This is a genomic window from Pararcticibacter amylolyticus (genome assembly GCF_003130405.1).
In the GTDB taxonomy this organism is placed as follows: Bacteria; Bacteroidota; Bacteroidia; order Sphingobacteriales; family Sphingobacteriaceae; genus Arcticibacter; species Arcticibacter amylolyticus.
Genome location: NZ_QEAS01000001.1, coordinates 559,134 through 574,270 on the forward strand (window position 1 = coordinate 559,134; position 15,137 = coordinate 574,270).

At 44.8% G+C, this 15,137-nt stretch carries 12 protein-coding genes; 6 read left to right on the forward strand and 6 right to left on the reverse strand.

Going from position 1 to position 15,137, the window contains the following annotated elements:
- The 3 genes from DDR33_RS02400 to DDR33_RS02410 form a co-directional block, all read right to left on the reverse strand.
- On the reverse strand, positions 1–559 hold a 559-nt coding region (locus DDR33_RS02400), incomplete at its 3' end, for an anthranilate synthase component II (RefSeq protein ID WP_109414194.1).
- Entirely contained in the window at positions 556–1,986 is a 1,431-nt protein-coding gene (locus tag DDR33_RS02405; RefSeq protein ID WP_202913631.1) for an anthranilate synthase component I family protein, read from the reverse strand. The genes DDR33_RS02405 and DDR33_RS02400, both read right to left, overlap by 4 nt.
- A gap of 239 nt (positions 1,987–2,225) precedes the next feature.
- Positions 2,226–2,672 (reverse strand): cytochrome B, encoded by a 447-nt coding sequence (locus DDR33_RS02410; protein ID WP_109414144.1) that lies wholly within the window; start codon positions 2,670–2,672, stop codon positions 2,226–2,228.
- Between the two features lie 196 nt (positions 2,673–2,868).
- Between DDR33_RS02410 and DDR33_RS02415 the strand changes: the two genes are divergently transcribed.
- The 6 genes from DDR33_RS02415 to DDR33_RS02440 all read left to right on the forward strand — a co-directional run bounded on the left by DDR33_RS02415 (position 2,869) and on the right by DDR33_RS02440 (position 13,804).
- Positions 2,869–5,673 (forward strand): MGH1-like glycoside hydrolase domain-containing protein, encoded by a 2,805-nt coding sequence (locus DDR33_RS02415; RefSeq protein WP_238387629.1) that lies wholly within the window; start codon positions 2,869–2,871, stop codon positions 5,671–5,673.
- 154 nt (positions 5,674–5,827) lie between these two features.
- Positions 5,828–6,424, forward strand: a complete 597-nt coding sequence (locus DDR33_RS02420) for an RNA polymerase sigma factor (RefSeq protein ID WP_109414145.1) — start codon at positions 5,828–5,830, stop codon at positions 6,422–6,424.
- Positions 6,425–6,494: 70 nt separating this feature from the next.
- Positions 6,495–7,445 carry a FecR family protein gene (locus DDR33_RS02425; protein WP_109414146.1) on the forward strand — a complete coding sequence of 317 codons (951 nt, stop codon included), beginning with the start codon at positions 6,495–6,497 and terminating at the stop codon, positions 7,443–7,445.
- 113 nt (positions 7,446–7,558) lie between these two features.
- Positions 7,559–11,128 carry a SusC/RagA family TonB-linked outer membrane protein gene (locus tag DDR33_RS02430; protein ID WP_109414147.1) on the forward strand — a complete coding sequence of 1,190 codons (3,570 nt, stop codon included), beginning with the start codon at positions 7,559–7,561 and terminating at the stop codon, positions 11,126–11,128.
- Between the two features lie 2 nt (positions 11,129–11,130).
- Positions 11,131–12,927: a RagB/SusD family nutrient uptake outer membrane protein gene (locus DDR33_RS02435; RefSeq protein WP_238387630.1), complete on the forward strand. Its 1,797-nt coding sequence runs from the start codon at positions 11,131–11,133 to the stop codon at positions 12,925–12,927.
- A gap of 28 nt (positions 12,928–12,955) precedes the next feature.
- Positions 12,956–13,804 carry an endonuclease/exonuclease/phosphatase family protein gene (locus DDR33_RS02440; protein ID WP_109414148.1) on the forward strand — a complete coding sequence of 283 codons (849 nt, stop codon included), beginning with the start codon at positions 12,956–12,958 and terminating at the stop codon, positions 13,802–13,804.
- A 131-nt stretch (positions 13,805–13,935) separates the two neighbouring features.
- Here the strand turns inward: DDR33_RS02440 and DDR33_RS02445 are convergent, their stop codons facing one another.
- The 3 genes from DDR33_RS02445 to DDR33_RS25675 form a co-directional block, all read right to left on the reverse strand.
- A complete protein-coding gene (locus tag DDR33_RS02445) occupies positions 13,936–14,178 on the reverse strand; it encodes a hypothetical protein (protein WP_109414149.1) in 243 nt (80 codons plus the stop codon).
- Positions 14,179–14,184: 6 nt separating this feature from the next.
- Positions 14,185–14,592 carry a hypothetical protein gene (locus tag DDR33_RS02450; RefSeq protein ID WP_146198680.1) on the reverse strand — a complete coding sequence of 136 codons (408 nt, stop codon included), beginning with the start codon at positions 14,590–14,592 and terminating at the stop codon, positions 14,185–14,187.
- A 3-nt stretch (positions 14,593–14,595) separates the two neighbouring features.
- The coding region (locus DDR33_RS25675) for a hypothetical protein (protein WP_158280613.1) at positions 14,596–15,137 on the reverse strand (542 nt) is incomplete at its 5' end.

The window sequence follows — 15,137 nt, forward strand, 5'->3', positions numbered from 1 at the left end:
TCAGCCAATTCTCAATCATCTTACGTCCGTGTTCTGTCAGCACAGACTCTGGATGAAACTGAACCCCCCTGACATCATACTGAAGATGGCGCAGTGCCATAATGACTCCTTCTGTATCTCTGGCCGTTACTTTGAGGTCATTCGGCAGATCTTCCCTGTTTACGGCCCAGGAGTGGTATCGTCCGATCCTGAATGTTTCGGGCAGTTCCGAGAACAAAGTTTCCCCGCTGTCCAGAACGCTCATGTCTGTTGCCCTTCCGTGGACAGGATATGATAAATTATAAAGGCTTCCGCCGTAAACTTCTGCAATTGCCTGAACTCCCAGGCACACACCGAGAATGCTCTTGTGCGGGCCGTAGGTTTTGATCACATCAAGAAGAAGTCCGGCCTCAGACGGTATTCCCGGCCCGGGAGAAAGAACAATCTTGTCAAACTGCTCTACGTCTTCCAGTTTAAATTTATCGTTTCTCCAAACTACAGGATGATGACCGCATTCATTCAGCAGATGCACTAAATTAAAAGTAAACGAATCGTAGTTGTCAATTACCAATATCTTCATTCTGCAATCTTTTCAATTTTTGGAACAATCGTTTCTGCCATTTCTATTGCTTTCCTTAAAGCCATTATTTTATTGTTTACTTCGTTAAGCTCACTCTGCGGATCGGAATCTGCTACAATTCCCGCGCCAGCCTGATAGTGCAAAACATTATTACGGCTCATGAAGGAACGGATCATTATGGCGTGATTGAAGTCGCCATTGAAGCCCATGTACCCGATGGCACCGCTGTAAAATCCTCTGCCTGTATTTTCGTACTTATCTATAAGCTGCATGGCCTTATATTTAGGGGCACCGCTTAAAGTGCCGGCAGGGAAAGTGTCGCCCACAACAAAAAACGGGTTTGCATCTTCCTGAAGTTTGCCTGTCACTTTGGATACAAGATGAATCAGGTGGGAGTAATACTGCACTTCCTTAAACGCCTTCACCTGCACCTGCTCGCAATGCCTGCTTAAGTCGTTTCTTGCCAGGTCGACCAGCATCACGTGTTCGGCACTTTCTTTTGGGTCATTTTCCAGTTTATCTGCGAGCTGGGCATCCAGGATATCATTGCCGGTACGCCTGAACGTGCCTGCTATCGGATAAATGGTTGCCTCCCTGTTTTTTATGGTCAGCTGGGCTTCAGGAGAAGATCCGAACAACTTGAAGTTTCCGTAGTCAAAGTAAAACAGGTAAGGCGATGGATTAATAGAGCGTAATGCTCTGTATACATTGAACTCGTCGCCGAGGAACGCCTTTGAAAATCCCCGGGAAGGTACAATTTGAAATACATCCCCCCGGAAAATATGCCGTTTCATGTTCTCAACAATTTCAATGAACTGTTCATCCGTCTGGTTTGATCTCTCTTCCTCAGATGATTCAAAAGGATATTGGGGAAAATCCTTGTTCTGTGTGATGTACTGGAGCCTTTCGAGGCCGGAAGACTCGTCCTGTGAGGTTCGGTGTTCAAAAAGATACAGCTCGTTCTTAAAATGATCAATCGCGATGACATACCTGTAAATGTGATACTGCATAAGGGGGATATCGCGCTCTTCAGAAAGGGATGAATTTAAGCGGATATCTTCAAAATGCTGGATCGTCTCATAGGTGAAATAGCCAAAGAGCCCATTTGAAATGACCTTGAACGGCGTATCATCCTGACATTCGAATTGTTGCCTGAAATGCGTCACTTCCTCCTGTACATTTAGTCCTTCAGAGGGTATTTCCTTCTGTGTCCCGTTAGGGTAGGTGAGCTTTAAGGTGTCCTTTTCCAGTATTATGCCGGCCAGAGGGTCGCAGCAAACGTAACTCATGCTGTTCTCCCGGCTGTGATAATCGGAACTTTCAAGCAGGATGCTGTTAGGAAATACATCGCGTAACCGCAAATAGATGCTTACCGGTGTAGTAGTATCTGCCAGTAGTTTTTTGTAAGAAGTATATAATCTATACATAATGTTAATCTGATTTCTGTTTGGTTTCCGGCCGCCGGAAATAAAAAAACCCGGCGTTTATGCGTCGGGTTATATTTATTATCTGTATCGGTTGAAACTCTAGTCAGTATAAACATAATCGTACCCGGCGCCACTTAATGTGTGCCACCACCAGTTTTGAGTATGTCTTACTATTAACATGTTACAAATGAAGTTAAAGCAATTTGAAATTACAAATTAAGATGGAAGTTTTTTTACAATTAGTGACTTACGCCCAAAAGTGGTCTTCCGCTCTGAAGGATTGCTACAACAATAATCAGTAAGCCCAGTCCGAAGAAGATAGCTGTGCTTCGGTGTTTGGCTGCATCATTTAATCCTTTCTTGGATTTGGCGTTTCCGACAGTAATCAGTACAGCCGCAACCAGCATCATTGCCAGGTGTTCTACAGTCCAGTATCTTGATACACTGTCCTTCATGGTCGCTCCCATGTTTCCAAATTGAACAAAGGGGCTGACGAAATAGAGGAAAAGACCCAGAACTATCTGGATGTGAGTGGAAATAAGCGTGACCAGATTGAAGGTCCTGTTACTTTTGGAAAAAGGCTTGTTTCCAAACCATCCTGCAAATGCCAGGATAATAGTGATAACAAGTGCGAAAAAAACGATAAATCGTAATCCTGAGTGGGCCTGAAATAAGAATTGGTACATATACGCTAATTTATTCTTCAAAGAAAATAAAAAAATGGCAATAAAGTGGAATATGCAGACGATTGTTGCAATTGCCTGATTCGGGGATACATGCCGAACCAGGCATTCAGGTTTGGCTGGAAACAACTGTACTTAAGCAGTTTTGGCGTCCCTGTATTTACATACCCGAAGCCAGATCAATATTAATAAAGACAAGATGACTCAAAATAATGGATATTCGCAGGGTAATCCAATTATGAAAAGAACACACGCCCTTCTCCTGCTGGTATTTTTTCTGATATCACAGTCGCTTTACGCCCAGGATAAATACCCGGGGAGCCATCAAAGCATTCAATTTAAAAGACTTGAAAACACTCATGATCTCAGTGCCGGCAAATGGGGCCCTTATTCGAAACAATATGCCGGGATATCACATATCCCGGAAATTCGTGCCGGTGTTCGCTTTGATTTTTCTGTCGTGCCCGGATATTACAGGAATAAAATTGTTGTCCCCAATGTTCTGTTTGAGTCTGGTTATTTCCCATGGGATTTTTCTCCGGACATGTCGGCCTTTACCTATCGATACGAGCTTGAATGGAAAGATAAGGTATATGTGGATGTGAGCTATAAGATCCTGGATAGTCTGACAGTACTGGCGTCCATGAAGTGTGTAAATGCTACATCAATGCCACAGAATGTCACCCTGAACCTCATGGCCTGGCTGGGGTATCCCGATATTTTTCCGCTTAAGTCATTAAGCCGGCCTCAGGGAAGTAAGTGGATCAATGCTGCGGATTACAGCTCCGTTCATTATGGGAAGCAGAGCCCGAAGGATAATCTTGTAACAGACGGCCTGATGAGAGGAGAAATAAGAGACGCTGCCTACCTTGACGGTTCTGCTATCAGGTTGGGTGAACAAACGGGAGACAAGGTAAGTTATCAGGTTAACTTTAAAAGCCCCGCTGACGGAGGAAAACTATTACTGGTTTACAGGTTAAAAGAAAACAGGAGCTGTAATCTGAAGATCACAGGTATTGCAAACGAAAGCCTCCTGCTGAATGGAACGGGAGCATTGGCCGTAAAGGATTTACAGACGGTATTAAAAGGGGATCTGAATGGCGATCTTATAATAGAAGTGACGCAGGGAGATGCTCTTGAACTGAATGGGGTGCTTCTGTCTGACGGGAAAAGCGACGCAGAATTGGTTGATAATATAAGAGAAAACTACCCGCAGATTATTTCAAACCCACAAGAGAAGCATGCTGTCCTGAAGTATAAAGATAATCCTTCTTATTATGGTATCGCATGGGATAGTAACGATTTTACAGTGAGAGAGGTGAGGAATGATGAGCTTGATTCATATTTCCGGAAGCTGGTGCATAATCATGTTGACAGTATTCTCAACGGAAACAATAAAGGGCACTATTTCAATGTCTTTATCAGGCCAGTAGAGCTTGCTCCCAATTCTGAAAGAACGGTGTCGAGCCTCATTTGTACCGGTACGCTCAGCCAGGTGAAAGAAAGGTTGAAAAAACTTAAGACAGTAAGAGGAGATTCCGCTGAAGCATATAAGCCTGTTGTCGCTTCCACCCCGCCTGACCGGGTTCTTCCGGAAGGTAAAAAGTATGAACTTAGCCAGAGGTTATTGAGATCTACCCTGTTGTCAAATGTCGTTTATCCCATTTATACCCAAAGAAAGTATATCCGGCACTTCACCCCGGGAAAATGGTGGAACAGTCTTTATACCTGGGATTCCGGGTTTATTGCCATCGGCCTGAATGAGGTAAACTCTCAGCTGGCAACAGATTGCCTGAATGCCTATACCACTCCGGTTGGAAGCCAGTCTGCATTTATACATCATGGCTCACCGGTCCCGGTGCAGATGTATGCCTTCATGGATCTGTGGAATAAGAGTCAATCGAAAGAGTTGTTGCAGTATTTTTATCCGCGTTTAAAACAGTATTATGGATTTTTGTCCGGTCAGTTGGGCAGTTCTACCACTGGTGTACTTCGTTCAGGGATTTTGAAGACCTGGGATTATTTTTATAATTCCGGAGGATGGGATGATTATCCGGCGCAGGTAGGCGTACACAGGCAAAAGGCGGAAAAATATGTTACTCCCGTTATCACTACTGCACAATGCATCCGGACCGCAAAGATATTAAGACTGGCGGCTGTTGCATCCGGAAACGAAAAAGATGCGGCATCCTATGATAAGGATATCAGGAAATTCAGCCATGCGCTGCAAAGTTTTTCGTGGAACATGAAAAGTGGCTATTTCAGCTATGTCCGTCATGATGCTGAAGGACGTCCTCTGGGGCCATTTAACTATTCAGACGGACAGGATTACAACATGGGGCTCGACGGGGCATATCCTCTTTTTGCCGGCATTTGTACCCCTGAGCAGGAAGATATTTTAATAGAAAAGCTTTTTTCGGAGCAGCATCTATGGACACCTTCGGGTATTTGTGTAGTGGATCAGTCTGCTCCATATTATCAATCTGATGGTTATTGGAACGGAGCGGTATGGATGCCGCATCAATGGTTCATGTGGAAGACGATGCTTGATCTTGGCCGCGCGGACCTGGCATTTAAAATTGCGGCAAAAGGCTTGGATGTGTATTCCCGAGAAGCAAACGAATCTTACTATACCTTTGAGCACTTTTTTGCCAAAACAGGCAGGGGGGCCGGATGGCACCAGTTCTCAGGGTTATCAACCCCTGTATTGTCTTGGTTCTCCGCTTACTACAAGCCGGGCACAGTTACCGCCGGTTTTGAGGTGTGGATAAAATCACAGAAGATGAGCCGGGGTAATTCAACCTATGAGGCTGTTATTGATTTTGATAAAGCAACTTCAGCACACAAGCGCTCGATCCTGGTCTGTATGGATCCTTCACAAAAATATCAGGCGGCGTTTTCCGGAAAACAACTTGATATAAAGAGTCCTTACCCCGGTTTGATGGAGATTACTCTTCCTGCATCAAATAAAGAAGGCAGGCTTCTGATAAAGCCCACTTTCTGATTAACGCTTCTATACAGGATGTGATCACTGTACCGGATGTACAGGCTGATATGCCAGCTGTACGGATATTTTCTGTCAGATTAAAAGAGCTGTATGAATCCTTAACGTTCTGTTTACACTACGTTTGTACTTTTGAACCGGTAATTGTAAAGGTATGGCTACAATGAATCAGGACAACCTTATCATCCGTCTGAGAAAAGGAGATTCTATGGCATTTGATCTGCTTTATGAAAGGTATTGGAAAAAGCTTTTCAGCATAGCATACAGGCGTACAGACGATGAAGATACAGCCAAGGACATTGTACAGGAAGTGTTCGTTTCGGTTTGGAAAAAGCGTGAGAAACTGCAGATTGAAACAGAACTTGAGTTTTTCCTGATAGGTGCTGTTAAGCTGCAGGTACTTAAATATTTCAGGTCGGAAACGGTGAAAATGAAAGTGCTGCAATACGGGATGGAAAAGATGAAAGAGGCGGTATGTCACATGAATGAGCTGTTCCCTTATTATGCTCTCGAATCTATACTGGAAAAGGAAGTAAATGCCCTTCCCGATAACATGAAACAGGCTTTTCTCCTGAAAAGCGATAATTACAGTATAAAAGAAATTGCTGCTGCTTTAAATATTGCAGAGCAGACAGTGTCAAACAATCTTTCGGAAGCAATGAAAAGGATCAGGCAGAAAATTGCAGCAAAATATCCCGGGAACTATCTTTCTTCCCTTATGGTCGTCCTCAGTTTGCTTCACAAACAATAAACGAAAACTTAATACTGGCTTAAAGTATCCCGGGCAGCTTCAGGGTACTTGTTTATAAAAGCTTGTATCATTGAAAACAGAAAACTTTAGAGAACTTCTCAGTAAATATATTGAAGGCCGTGCGACGCCCGCGGAGATTGATCTTATAGAGAAATGGTATAACAGCCATCCTGATGATGAGCTTCCCGGTATACTGGCCGAAGGTGATTATGAAGACAGGATCAGGGAAGAGATTTATAAGGCTGTAAAGCCTTACTGGTACCGGACTCCAGTCAGGCGGCTCTCCTTAGTGGTGATCCCTTATGCCGCTGCCGTGATTCTTCTGTTTTCAATTTGCATCGGAGTATGGAGAAAGCTTTCTCTTGCGGAGAGATCCCCCTTTCTTTCTTATTCTACCCCAGGTGGAAAGTTAAAGAGACTTGTATTGCCGGATTCTTCGGTTGTTTGGCTGAATGCAGCCAGCAAGCTGAGAGTATCCAGGGATTTTCCAGAACAAAAGGTTAGAGAAATTTATCTCGACGAGGGGGAAGCCTTCTTTGACGTTACTGGTGATGCCGTGCGCCCTTTTATTGTTCATTCCGGAGGAATCGCTACACGCGTACTTGGGACGTCCTTCAATATAAAAGCATACAAAGAGCTGCCGGAAGTGAAGATCACCGTCTCCAGTGGACGGGTGAAGGTGAGCCATGAGAATACCGCACTGGCCATCCTTGAACACGACCGCCAGATAATTTACAATAAACGTAGCCGGAAGTTCAGAGTGCAGGGGCAGGAGTCTGATCTAAGCAGTGCCTGGAGAGACGGAAGGATCTTTTTAAGGAATGCAGACTTCAGCGAGCTTGCGATGGCATTGAAAAACGCATATGGGATAGAGCTCACTACCAGCAGCCCGGCTATTTACTCTTATGCTTTTAACGTCCGGATTAACACTTCCAGGAGTGTCGAAACGACTATGTCAATCATCGCCTCGATCCATCAAAATCATTTCAGGAGGAAAGAAAATGTAATAGAATTATACTGATGTTATTCAATCCGGTCCTGAAGCAGGACCGGATCTTAAAGAACTGACTGAATCAGATTGCCGCCTGTCAGTCAGGCTCTCAGCAATAGTTTAATCACTAAGAAATCAAAAATATGAAAAAAGACTTACTGCTAAAGCAGAAAGCGACCCTGTTTACCCTTTTAATTTGTTTTCTCATCTTTTCGGTTCCCCCGGCCTTACAAGCCGCAAAAATATCAGGACTTGTATTTGCAACGCGGATCAATATTTCTTTCAGGAACGAAAGCCTGATCAACGCCGTCCGCAGACTGGAAGAAAAAAGTAAAGCAGAATTTGCGTATGATCCAAAAGTACTTGAAACGGAAACCGGCACTACCGGAGAATTATCTTTTAGTAACGAACGTCTTGATGTGATACTGAACAAGCTTCTTGCCGCTACACCGGTTCGCTTCAAAGAGGAACACGAAGGGATCATCACCCTGTACCGGCCTGTACCTTCTGCCAGGAAGCAGGAGGAAGGACGTATAAACGGAACTGTAACAGACGAAAAAGGGGAGCCGCTGCCCGGAGCAAGTATCCGTATTGAAGAACTAAAGCGCGGAGTGGTCTCTGATGCCCGGGGAAAATTTTCCTTGTCAGCTCCTGCTGGTGTGTATTCGGTCGTGATAAGCTATGTATCTTATGAACCAAAGAGGCTCACCGGGATAAAAGCTGCAACTGGCGCAGCCACGACGATAAATGCAGCCCTGAAGCCTGCTGCCGGATCCCTGAATGAAGTGGTAGTCGTGGGATACGGTACTCAGAAGAGGGAGAACCTTACGGGGGCTGTAGATCAGGTCAGCTCGGAAGTGTTGACCAACCGCCCTGTTTCCAATATTACACAGGGATTGCAAGGCTATCTTCCCAACCTGAATATTGTTCCCCTTGATGGTAAACCGATTCAATCGCCGGCTATGAATATCCGCGGTGTCACCTCTATTGGCCAGGGTGGAAATGCCCTGGTGCTGATCGATGGTGTGGAAGGCGACCCCTCACGGATCAACCCGAATGATATTGAGAGTGTATCTGTTCTGAAAGATGCTGCATCCGCAGCTATTTATGGTGCCAGGGGAGCATTCGGCGTGGTGTTGATCACCACTAAAAGCCCTTCCAAAGACCGGATGGCTATCAACTATTCTTTTAACCAGGCTATAAAAAGCCCGACTGCCGTTCCTGAATTTGTAACTAACGGCTATCAGTTTGCTAAGATGTTTAATGAGGCATGGTCTGCCTGGAATGATTACTCGCAGACTCCTCAGAACGTTAACAAAACAGTTAAGTTTTCGCAGGAGTATCTTGCAGAACTCAAAAGGCGTGACGAGAATCCCAATTTGCCAAAGGTAGAAGTTAACTCAAACGGGGAATATGTTTACTACGGGAATACAGACTGGTACAAAGAACTTTACAAGGACCATAACAATGCAATGGACCACAACTTATCCTTTTCCGGAAGCAGTGGTAAAGCAGATTTTTATGTTTCCGGGAGGTTCTATGATCAGAAAGGGCTTTTCAGATATAATTCAGACGATTACAAGAGCTACAATCTGAGGGCAAAAGGATCTTTGCAGTTACTCCCCTGGCTTCGGATGACCAATAATGCGGACTATTCATCTGTCAGTTACTTCAATCCTCTCAATGTTGGAGAAGGAGGAGGTATCTGGAGAAATATTGCGGACGAAGGCCATACTATAGCGCCTATGTTTAATCCTGACGGTACCCTCACCTATTCGGCTGCTTATACTGTAGGCGACTTCTGGTACGGCAGGAATGGCATCGATATGGATAAACGTGTTTTTCGTAATACCACAGCTTTTTCAACGCAATTTTTTAATAATCAACTGCGTCTGAAAGGTGATTTTACATTCCAGAATACGGATAATGATGATGATCAGAGGCGGGTGCAGGTGCCCTACAGCCGTAAGCCGGGAGTAATCGAATATGTGGGTACTAATACCAACGACCTTCAGTTTACCAATCGTACAACAAGATATCTGGCGACAAATATCTATGGTGAATTTGAACCTAAAATAGGGAAAGATCACTATCTGAAGGTTCTTGCCGGCTTCAATAATGAACAGTCGACATATAAAGGGACGAGAGTACTCCGTAACGGACTCATTTTTGAAGGTGCAAAGGATATTAATCTTGCCCTGGGGCAGTCAACCACAACGGGAGGAGGCTGGGATCAGTGGGTAGTAAGGGGAGGGTTTTACAGGCTTAACTACGGATACAAAGACCGCTACCTTGTAGAGCTTAACGGCCGCTACGATGGTTCCTCTAAATTTCCATCCAATGAACGGTATGCGTTCTTCCCTTCAGTATCGGCAGGATGGAGAATATCAAACGAGCCTTTCTGGAAAATATCTCCTTCCTTTATCTCTGATCTGAAAGTACGCGCTTCGTATGGTTCGCTGGGGAATGGGAACATAGATTCCTACACTTATATGGAGAAATTCTCTATTACTCAGTCAGGGCGGATCCTTAACGGGACCAGGCCGCAGAAGACAGAGCAGCCTAATATCCTTCCGGACGGACTTACCTGGGAAACTTCTACTACACAGAATGTCGGGATTGATCTCGGGCTGTTATCAAACAGGCTGAGCTTTAGTGGCGATGCGTATGTCAGGAAGACAACGGATATGTTCACAATCGGTATGACTCTTCCTGCTGTTTTCGGAAGTGATCCCCCGAAGGGAAACTATGCCGATCTCAGGACAACTGGCTGGGAGGCATCTTTAAGCTGGAGGGATCAGTTTAACCTCGCCTCGAAGCCCATGCATTACAATATCCGGCTCACAATGGCTGATTACCAGGCAGAGATAACCAAATATGCTAATCCGGAGAAAAGACTGGATGATTACTATGCAGGGATGAAGGTTGGAGAAATCTGGGGATTTGTGACGGACGGCTTTTTCCTTTCAAAGGAAGATATAGATAACTCCCCTAAACAGGTTTTATATAAAGCCTCTACCAGCGGCCAGCTCCTGCCGGGAGATATTAAATTCAGGGACATAAACGGTGATAAGGTGATTGATGATGGGAATAAAACAGTTTCCTCGCCCGGCGACAAAACCATTATTGGCAACACCACACCCCGCTACACCTACGGGATAAGCTTAGGTGCCGACTGGCAAAATTTCTCATTCTCCGCCTTTTTTCAGGGAGTTGGAAAACGCGACTGGTACCCGGGGCCAGAGGCGGGAATGTTCTGGGGGCAGTATAACCGCCCCTATAATAAGATCCCGGCCTGGCAGCTTGGAAATATATGGTCGGAAGATAATCCGGATGCCTATCTCCCGAGATATCGCGGTTACGTATCGCAAAACAGTGCCGGAGAACTGTATCAGAACCAAACCCGGTATCTGCAGAATGCAGCTTATATCCGGTTAAAGACTATTCAGTTAGGATACACTTTACCAGTATCGTTGGTAACAAGGGTAGGAATGAACAGCATGCGGCTGTTTATGACGGGTGAGAATCTGTGGAGCTGGTCGCCTCTCTACAAGCTGACAAAAGACCTGGATGTCGAAAATCTCGGACGGTCTGATGCCGTCACAAACCCTCCTGCTGCAGGATCGCGGGATCCCAATAACAACAACAGTGGTAATGGCAATAACTACCCTGTTTTAAAGAGTATATCATTCGGACTGTCAGTAACACTATAATAATGAAGACGCAAGATATGAGATCTGATAAACTAATACTGATTCTTCTTCTGCTGGTATTTGCAGGATGTAAGAAACTTGACCAGATGCCTGAGGATACGGCAACAAGAGATGTGTTATTTGATCGAACACAAGGGCTCGAATTGTACTCCAATTCGTTCTACGATGTATTGCCCACTGCAGGCGATATCATCAGGGGCGATGCAATGGCGGATTACTCTGTTCGTTCACAGGTCCCCGATTTCCTTGTTCCCGGGGCATTTGGTCCCCGCCAAAGCGATGGCTGGGATTGGGCCAAACTTCGTAATATTAACTATTTTCTGGAAAACAACAAGAGTTCCATGGTTTCAGAGAGCGACAGAAACCATTACAACGGGCTTGCCAGATTTTTCAGGGCATGGTTCTATTTTGATAAGGTAAAGCGCTTTGGTGATGTACCGTGGATCAACAAACCCTTCAAAGTGGATGATCCGGCGCTTTACAGCAAAAGGGATGCAAGAATGCTTATTATGGATTCAGTAAGAGCCGACCTCCAGTTTGCAGCGAATAACATCAAAACCACCCTTGATAAAACAGGCAGCCTTATTACTAAAAATACGGTATGGGCCTTCTGGTCCCGTGTTGCGCTTTTCGAAGGTACATTCAGGAAGTATCATCCTGCTGACAGGTATAAGGGGACTGAAACTAAATGGTTGGAAGATGCTGCAATCGCGGCTCAAAAGGTAATGGCTTCCGGTACTTTCAGCCTGAACATGAGCGGAGGAACGGATATGGCATATCGCCAGCTCTTTATCAGCGAAACCCCGGTTACAACCGAGGTGATACTCTCCAACGTGATGAACGCCAGCTTAAATGTATTAAATGATGCAAACTGGTGGTGGACAAGTGCCACCTATGGTTCACGTGTCAGCTTCAGCCGTAATTTTGTAAATACGTACCTTAATATCGATGGTACTCCTTTTACTTCCCATCCCGGGTACCAGACTATGACATTCATGGAAGAGGTAAAGGGAAGAGATAAGCGTCTTCAGCAGACAATCCGGATGGGGAATTATAAACGGCTGAATGGTGGAAAACAGGAAGCGGCTCCTCCCGTTTTTTCTTATACGTATACAGGTTATCAGCCCATCAAATGGGCATTGGATGACGTTTACTATGATGGAGGAACCCGTAACACGAATTCAGTCTGCATTATCCGCTACGCAGAAGTTTTGCTTAATTATGCAGAGGCGAGAGCTGAACTTGGTTTAATAACTGATGCTGACTGGGCAATGACCGTCGGAGCACTAAGGCGCAGAGCTGGTATTACCGGTAATACAGACTTCCTTCCCACCGTTGTGGATCCTTATCTTAAATCTAAATACTTCCCGGATATAATGAGCCCCGTACTTCCCGAGATCAGAAGAGAAAGAGGAATAGAGCTGGCCTTCGAAGGATTCCGGTTTTATGATATCGTGAGATGGCATGCCGGGGAACTGATGGAGATGGAGTGGAACGGATTCTACGTTCCTGAACTTGATAAAGCAATGGACCTTAATGAAGACGGGGTTGCCGATGTGATCTTTACACAGCATGTCCCTGCGGATAAAGATAAAATCGCAGGTGTTACCTATGTGAACGTGGCCCCGGCTCTGGCTGGTGGATCAGTAAACCCGCAGCAGCTTTCAAATGGCACATACGGAGAGCTAACCTGGTTGAAGACTGCTCAGCGAAAATGGGAAGAGAAGCACTATCTTTATCCCATACCGGAGAAAGACTTGTCGAAGAACAATGATCTGGGACAAAATCCGGAGTGGTAGTACGATGAACTAACTATTGATAATAAAGATGAAAATAAAACTTAGTTTATTTCTGGCGCTGTTTGCGCTGATACCCTTTTTAGGGATGAGCCAGTCCTTTGTGGCTGCAACATTTAACCTTCGTTTCGACAATCCGAACGATACCGGCAATTTGTGGAAAGACCGGGCTCCGGTTGTCTCAGCTTTGATCCGTTTCCACGACTTTGACGTGTTCGGAACCCAGGAAGGGTTAAAGAACCAGATTGACGATATCCAGGCAGCATTGCCTGAATACGCTCATTATGGAAAAGGGAGGGATGATGGTAAAGATGGAGGCGAACACTCGGTTGTCTTTTATAAGAAGGATAGGTTTAAACTCCTGAATAAGGGTGATTTCTGGCTTTCAGAAACACCCGATAAGCCGGGATTAGGCTGGGATGCTACCTGCTGTAACAGGATCTGTTCCTGGGTTTACCTGGAAGATCTGAAATCAAAGAAAAAGATTTATTTCTTCAATGCTCATTTTGATCACCAGGGGGTGAAAGCCCGGGTAGAAAGCGGCAAACTGATCGTTAAAAAGATCAGGGAGATAGCAGGTAACGCTCCTGCTATTTTTACTGGTGACCTTAATGGAGGGCAGAACAGCGACTGGTACCTAACATTGAAGAATTCAGGAATGCTGACAGATACTTACACCCAGGTGAAGTACCCTTACGCCAACAATGCATCTTTCAATGCCTTTGGTGCCGATAGAGCGCTGGCCAGCAACGAAATTATAGATCACATTTTTGTAACGAAGCAACTCCTTGCTAAAAAGTGGGGTGTGCTCACTGATACTTATCGCGGGAAGTTTCCTTCAGATCATTTTCCTGTGATGGCAGTCGTTGAAGTAAGGTAAAACCAAAACTATTTTAATCTTCAGAAAGAGGCTACCTGAATGAATACCTCTTTCTGGAGATATATTAAACTCCGCTGTTGAATATTTTCACTCCAATAGTCTCCCGAGCTGCGGCAAGTCCGATTCTTAACCTACCCCGAATAATGATAGGGGCTCACCGTGTCCGAAGCTTCCGCTACCGAGTCTACCCCCAGGAAACGCCCCAGGGCCGCATCATAGTTCCGGTAATATGTCTGGTAGTAGTCCGGAAGGTCCCCGTAGTCGTTCTGCCACTCCGAGCCCCCGTTGTACAGGTTCCTGTTCTGCTGGGTGGGAAGGCTGCCCCCCGGCATCACCAGGCCGTAGGGGTAATAGCTGTTCTCCTGCCTGACCACCGCCTGCTAGCAGCCGCAAGTCCCCATAAAAGTCTTTTTTAGCTCTTCCTTGCCTTTTTTTATGGTAAGGATACCTTCGATATTAGAAGTTTCGTCGCCACCTGTAGACTTTTTCGTCATTTCAATCTTTAGATCATATTCCTTATTAGAATAGGAATAGAAATTACTTCCTTCCTTATGCTCTTTAAGCTGAAACTTTTCAAGCTTATGATTTACAAAAACAAATGCTGTACTGGCGAAATCGTTAACAAAAATATACTTATTATCCTTTTCATCTTCTTTAGACAAGTAGAAATAGCAGCCACAACCATCCAGCTCCTGGGGTAATTCTGTAAACGACTCCAAGCTGATAGAACTTAGTTGAGAACACGCCCCTGGGATAAATAATAACAGAATCAATACTACTCTTTTCATATCTTATGGGTCGGAGGTAGTCGTTACCCCCGGTAATTCGGTACATCCTTCTATATCTCCTGATATATTTTTGACGTCTTCAGCTTTGGTTACTTTCAACTCTTTCAATTGACCATTATTCTCTAGTTTGACTATGAATACACTTTGTTCCCATACCTTTTTATCATTCAAGGTTTTTTGTAGCCAGATACAACTCTCATACCCCATACAATTACCATAATACATCTTGCTTTCAAATATCGGTTCTCCTGTAAGATAATCATTTTCTCTCCCCGGATATGAATATCGGCCTAGCTCTGCCCCTTTCTTCATCGGTCCGTCATCGGGACACCAAATGAAGACTGACATATTTTCATCACAATTATCACTGTCCCTTCCTGATAAAATAAGATACGGAGCCTTGTTATTTGTTTTAAGCTGGCCTATATATTTCAGATCAAATAATGTCGTCAGCAACTTAGTCCCGTCCTCAAATATGAGAGAGTGACCGTCCGTCTCTTTAAATTTCCAGATTCTGCCTTCATCTTTTTTTTCATGGACAGCGA

What these genes read in the sequence shown, in the direction of transcription:
- DDR33_RS02435 (WP_238387630.1), top strand. Translation starts at nt 11,131, where the DNA reads ATGAAGACGCAAGATATGAGATCTGATAAACTAATACTGATTCTTCTT.
- DDR33_RS02440 (WP_109414148.1), top strand. Translation starts at nt 12,956, where the DNA reads ATGAAAATAAAACTTAGTTTATTTCTGGCGCTGTTTGCGCTGATACCC.
- DDR33_RS02420 (WP_109414145.1), top strand. Translation starts at nt 5,828, where the DNA reads ATGGCTACAATGAATCAGGACAACCTTATCATCCGTCTGAGAAAAGGA.
- DDR33_RS02405 (WP_202913631.1), bottom strand. Translation starts at nt 1,986, where the DNA reads ATGTATAGATTATATACTTCTTACAAAAAACTACTGGCAGATACTACT.
- DDR33_RS02410 (WP_109414144.1), bottom strand. Translation starts at nt 2,672, where the DNA reads ATGTACCAATTCTTATTTCAGGCCCACTCAGGATTACGATTTATCGTT.
- DDR33_RS02415 (WP_238387629.1), top strand. Translation starts at nt 2,869, where the DNA reads ATGACTCAAAATAATGGATATTCGCAGGGTAATCCAATTATGAAAAGA.
- DDR33_RS02430 (WP_109414147.1), top strand. Translation starts at nt 7,559, where the DNA reads ATGAAAAAAGACTTACTGCTAAAGCAGAAAGCGACCCTGTTTACCCTT.
- DDR33_RS02450 (WP_146198680.1), bottom strand. Translation starts at nt 14,592, where the DNA reads ATGAAAAGAGTAGTATTGATTCTGTTATTATTTATCCCAGGGGCGTGT.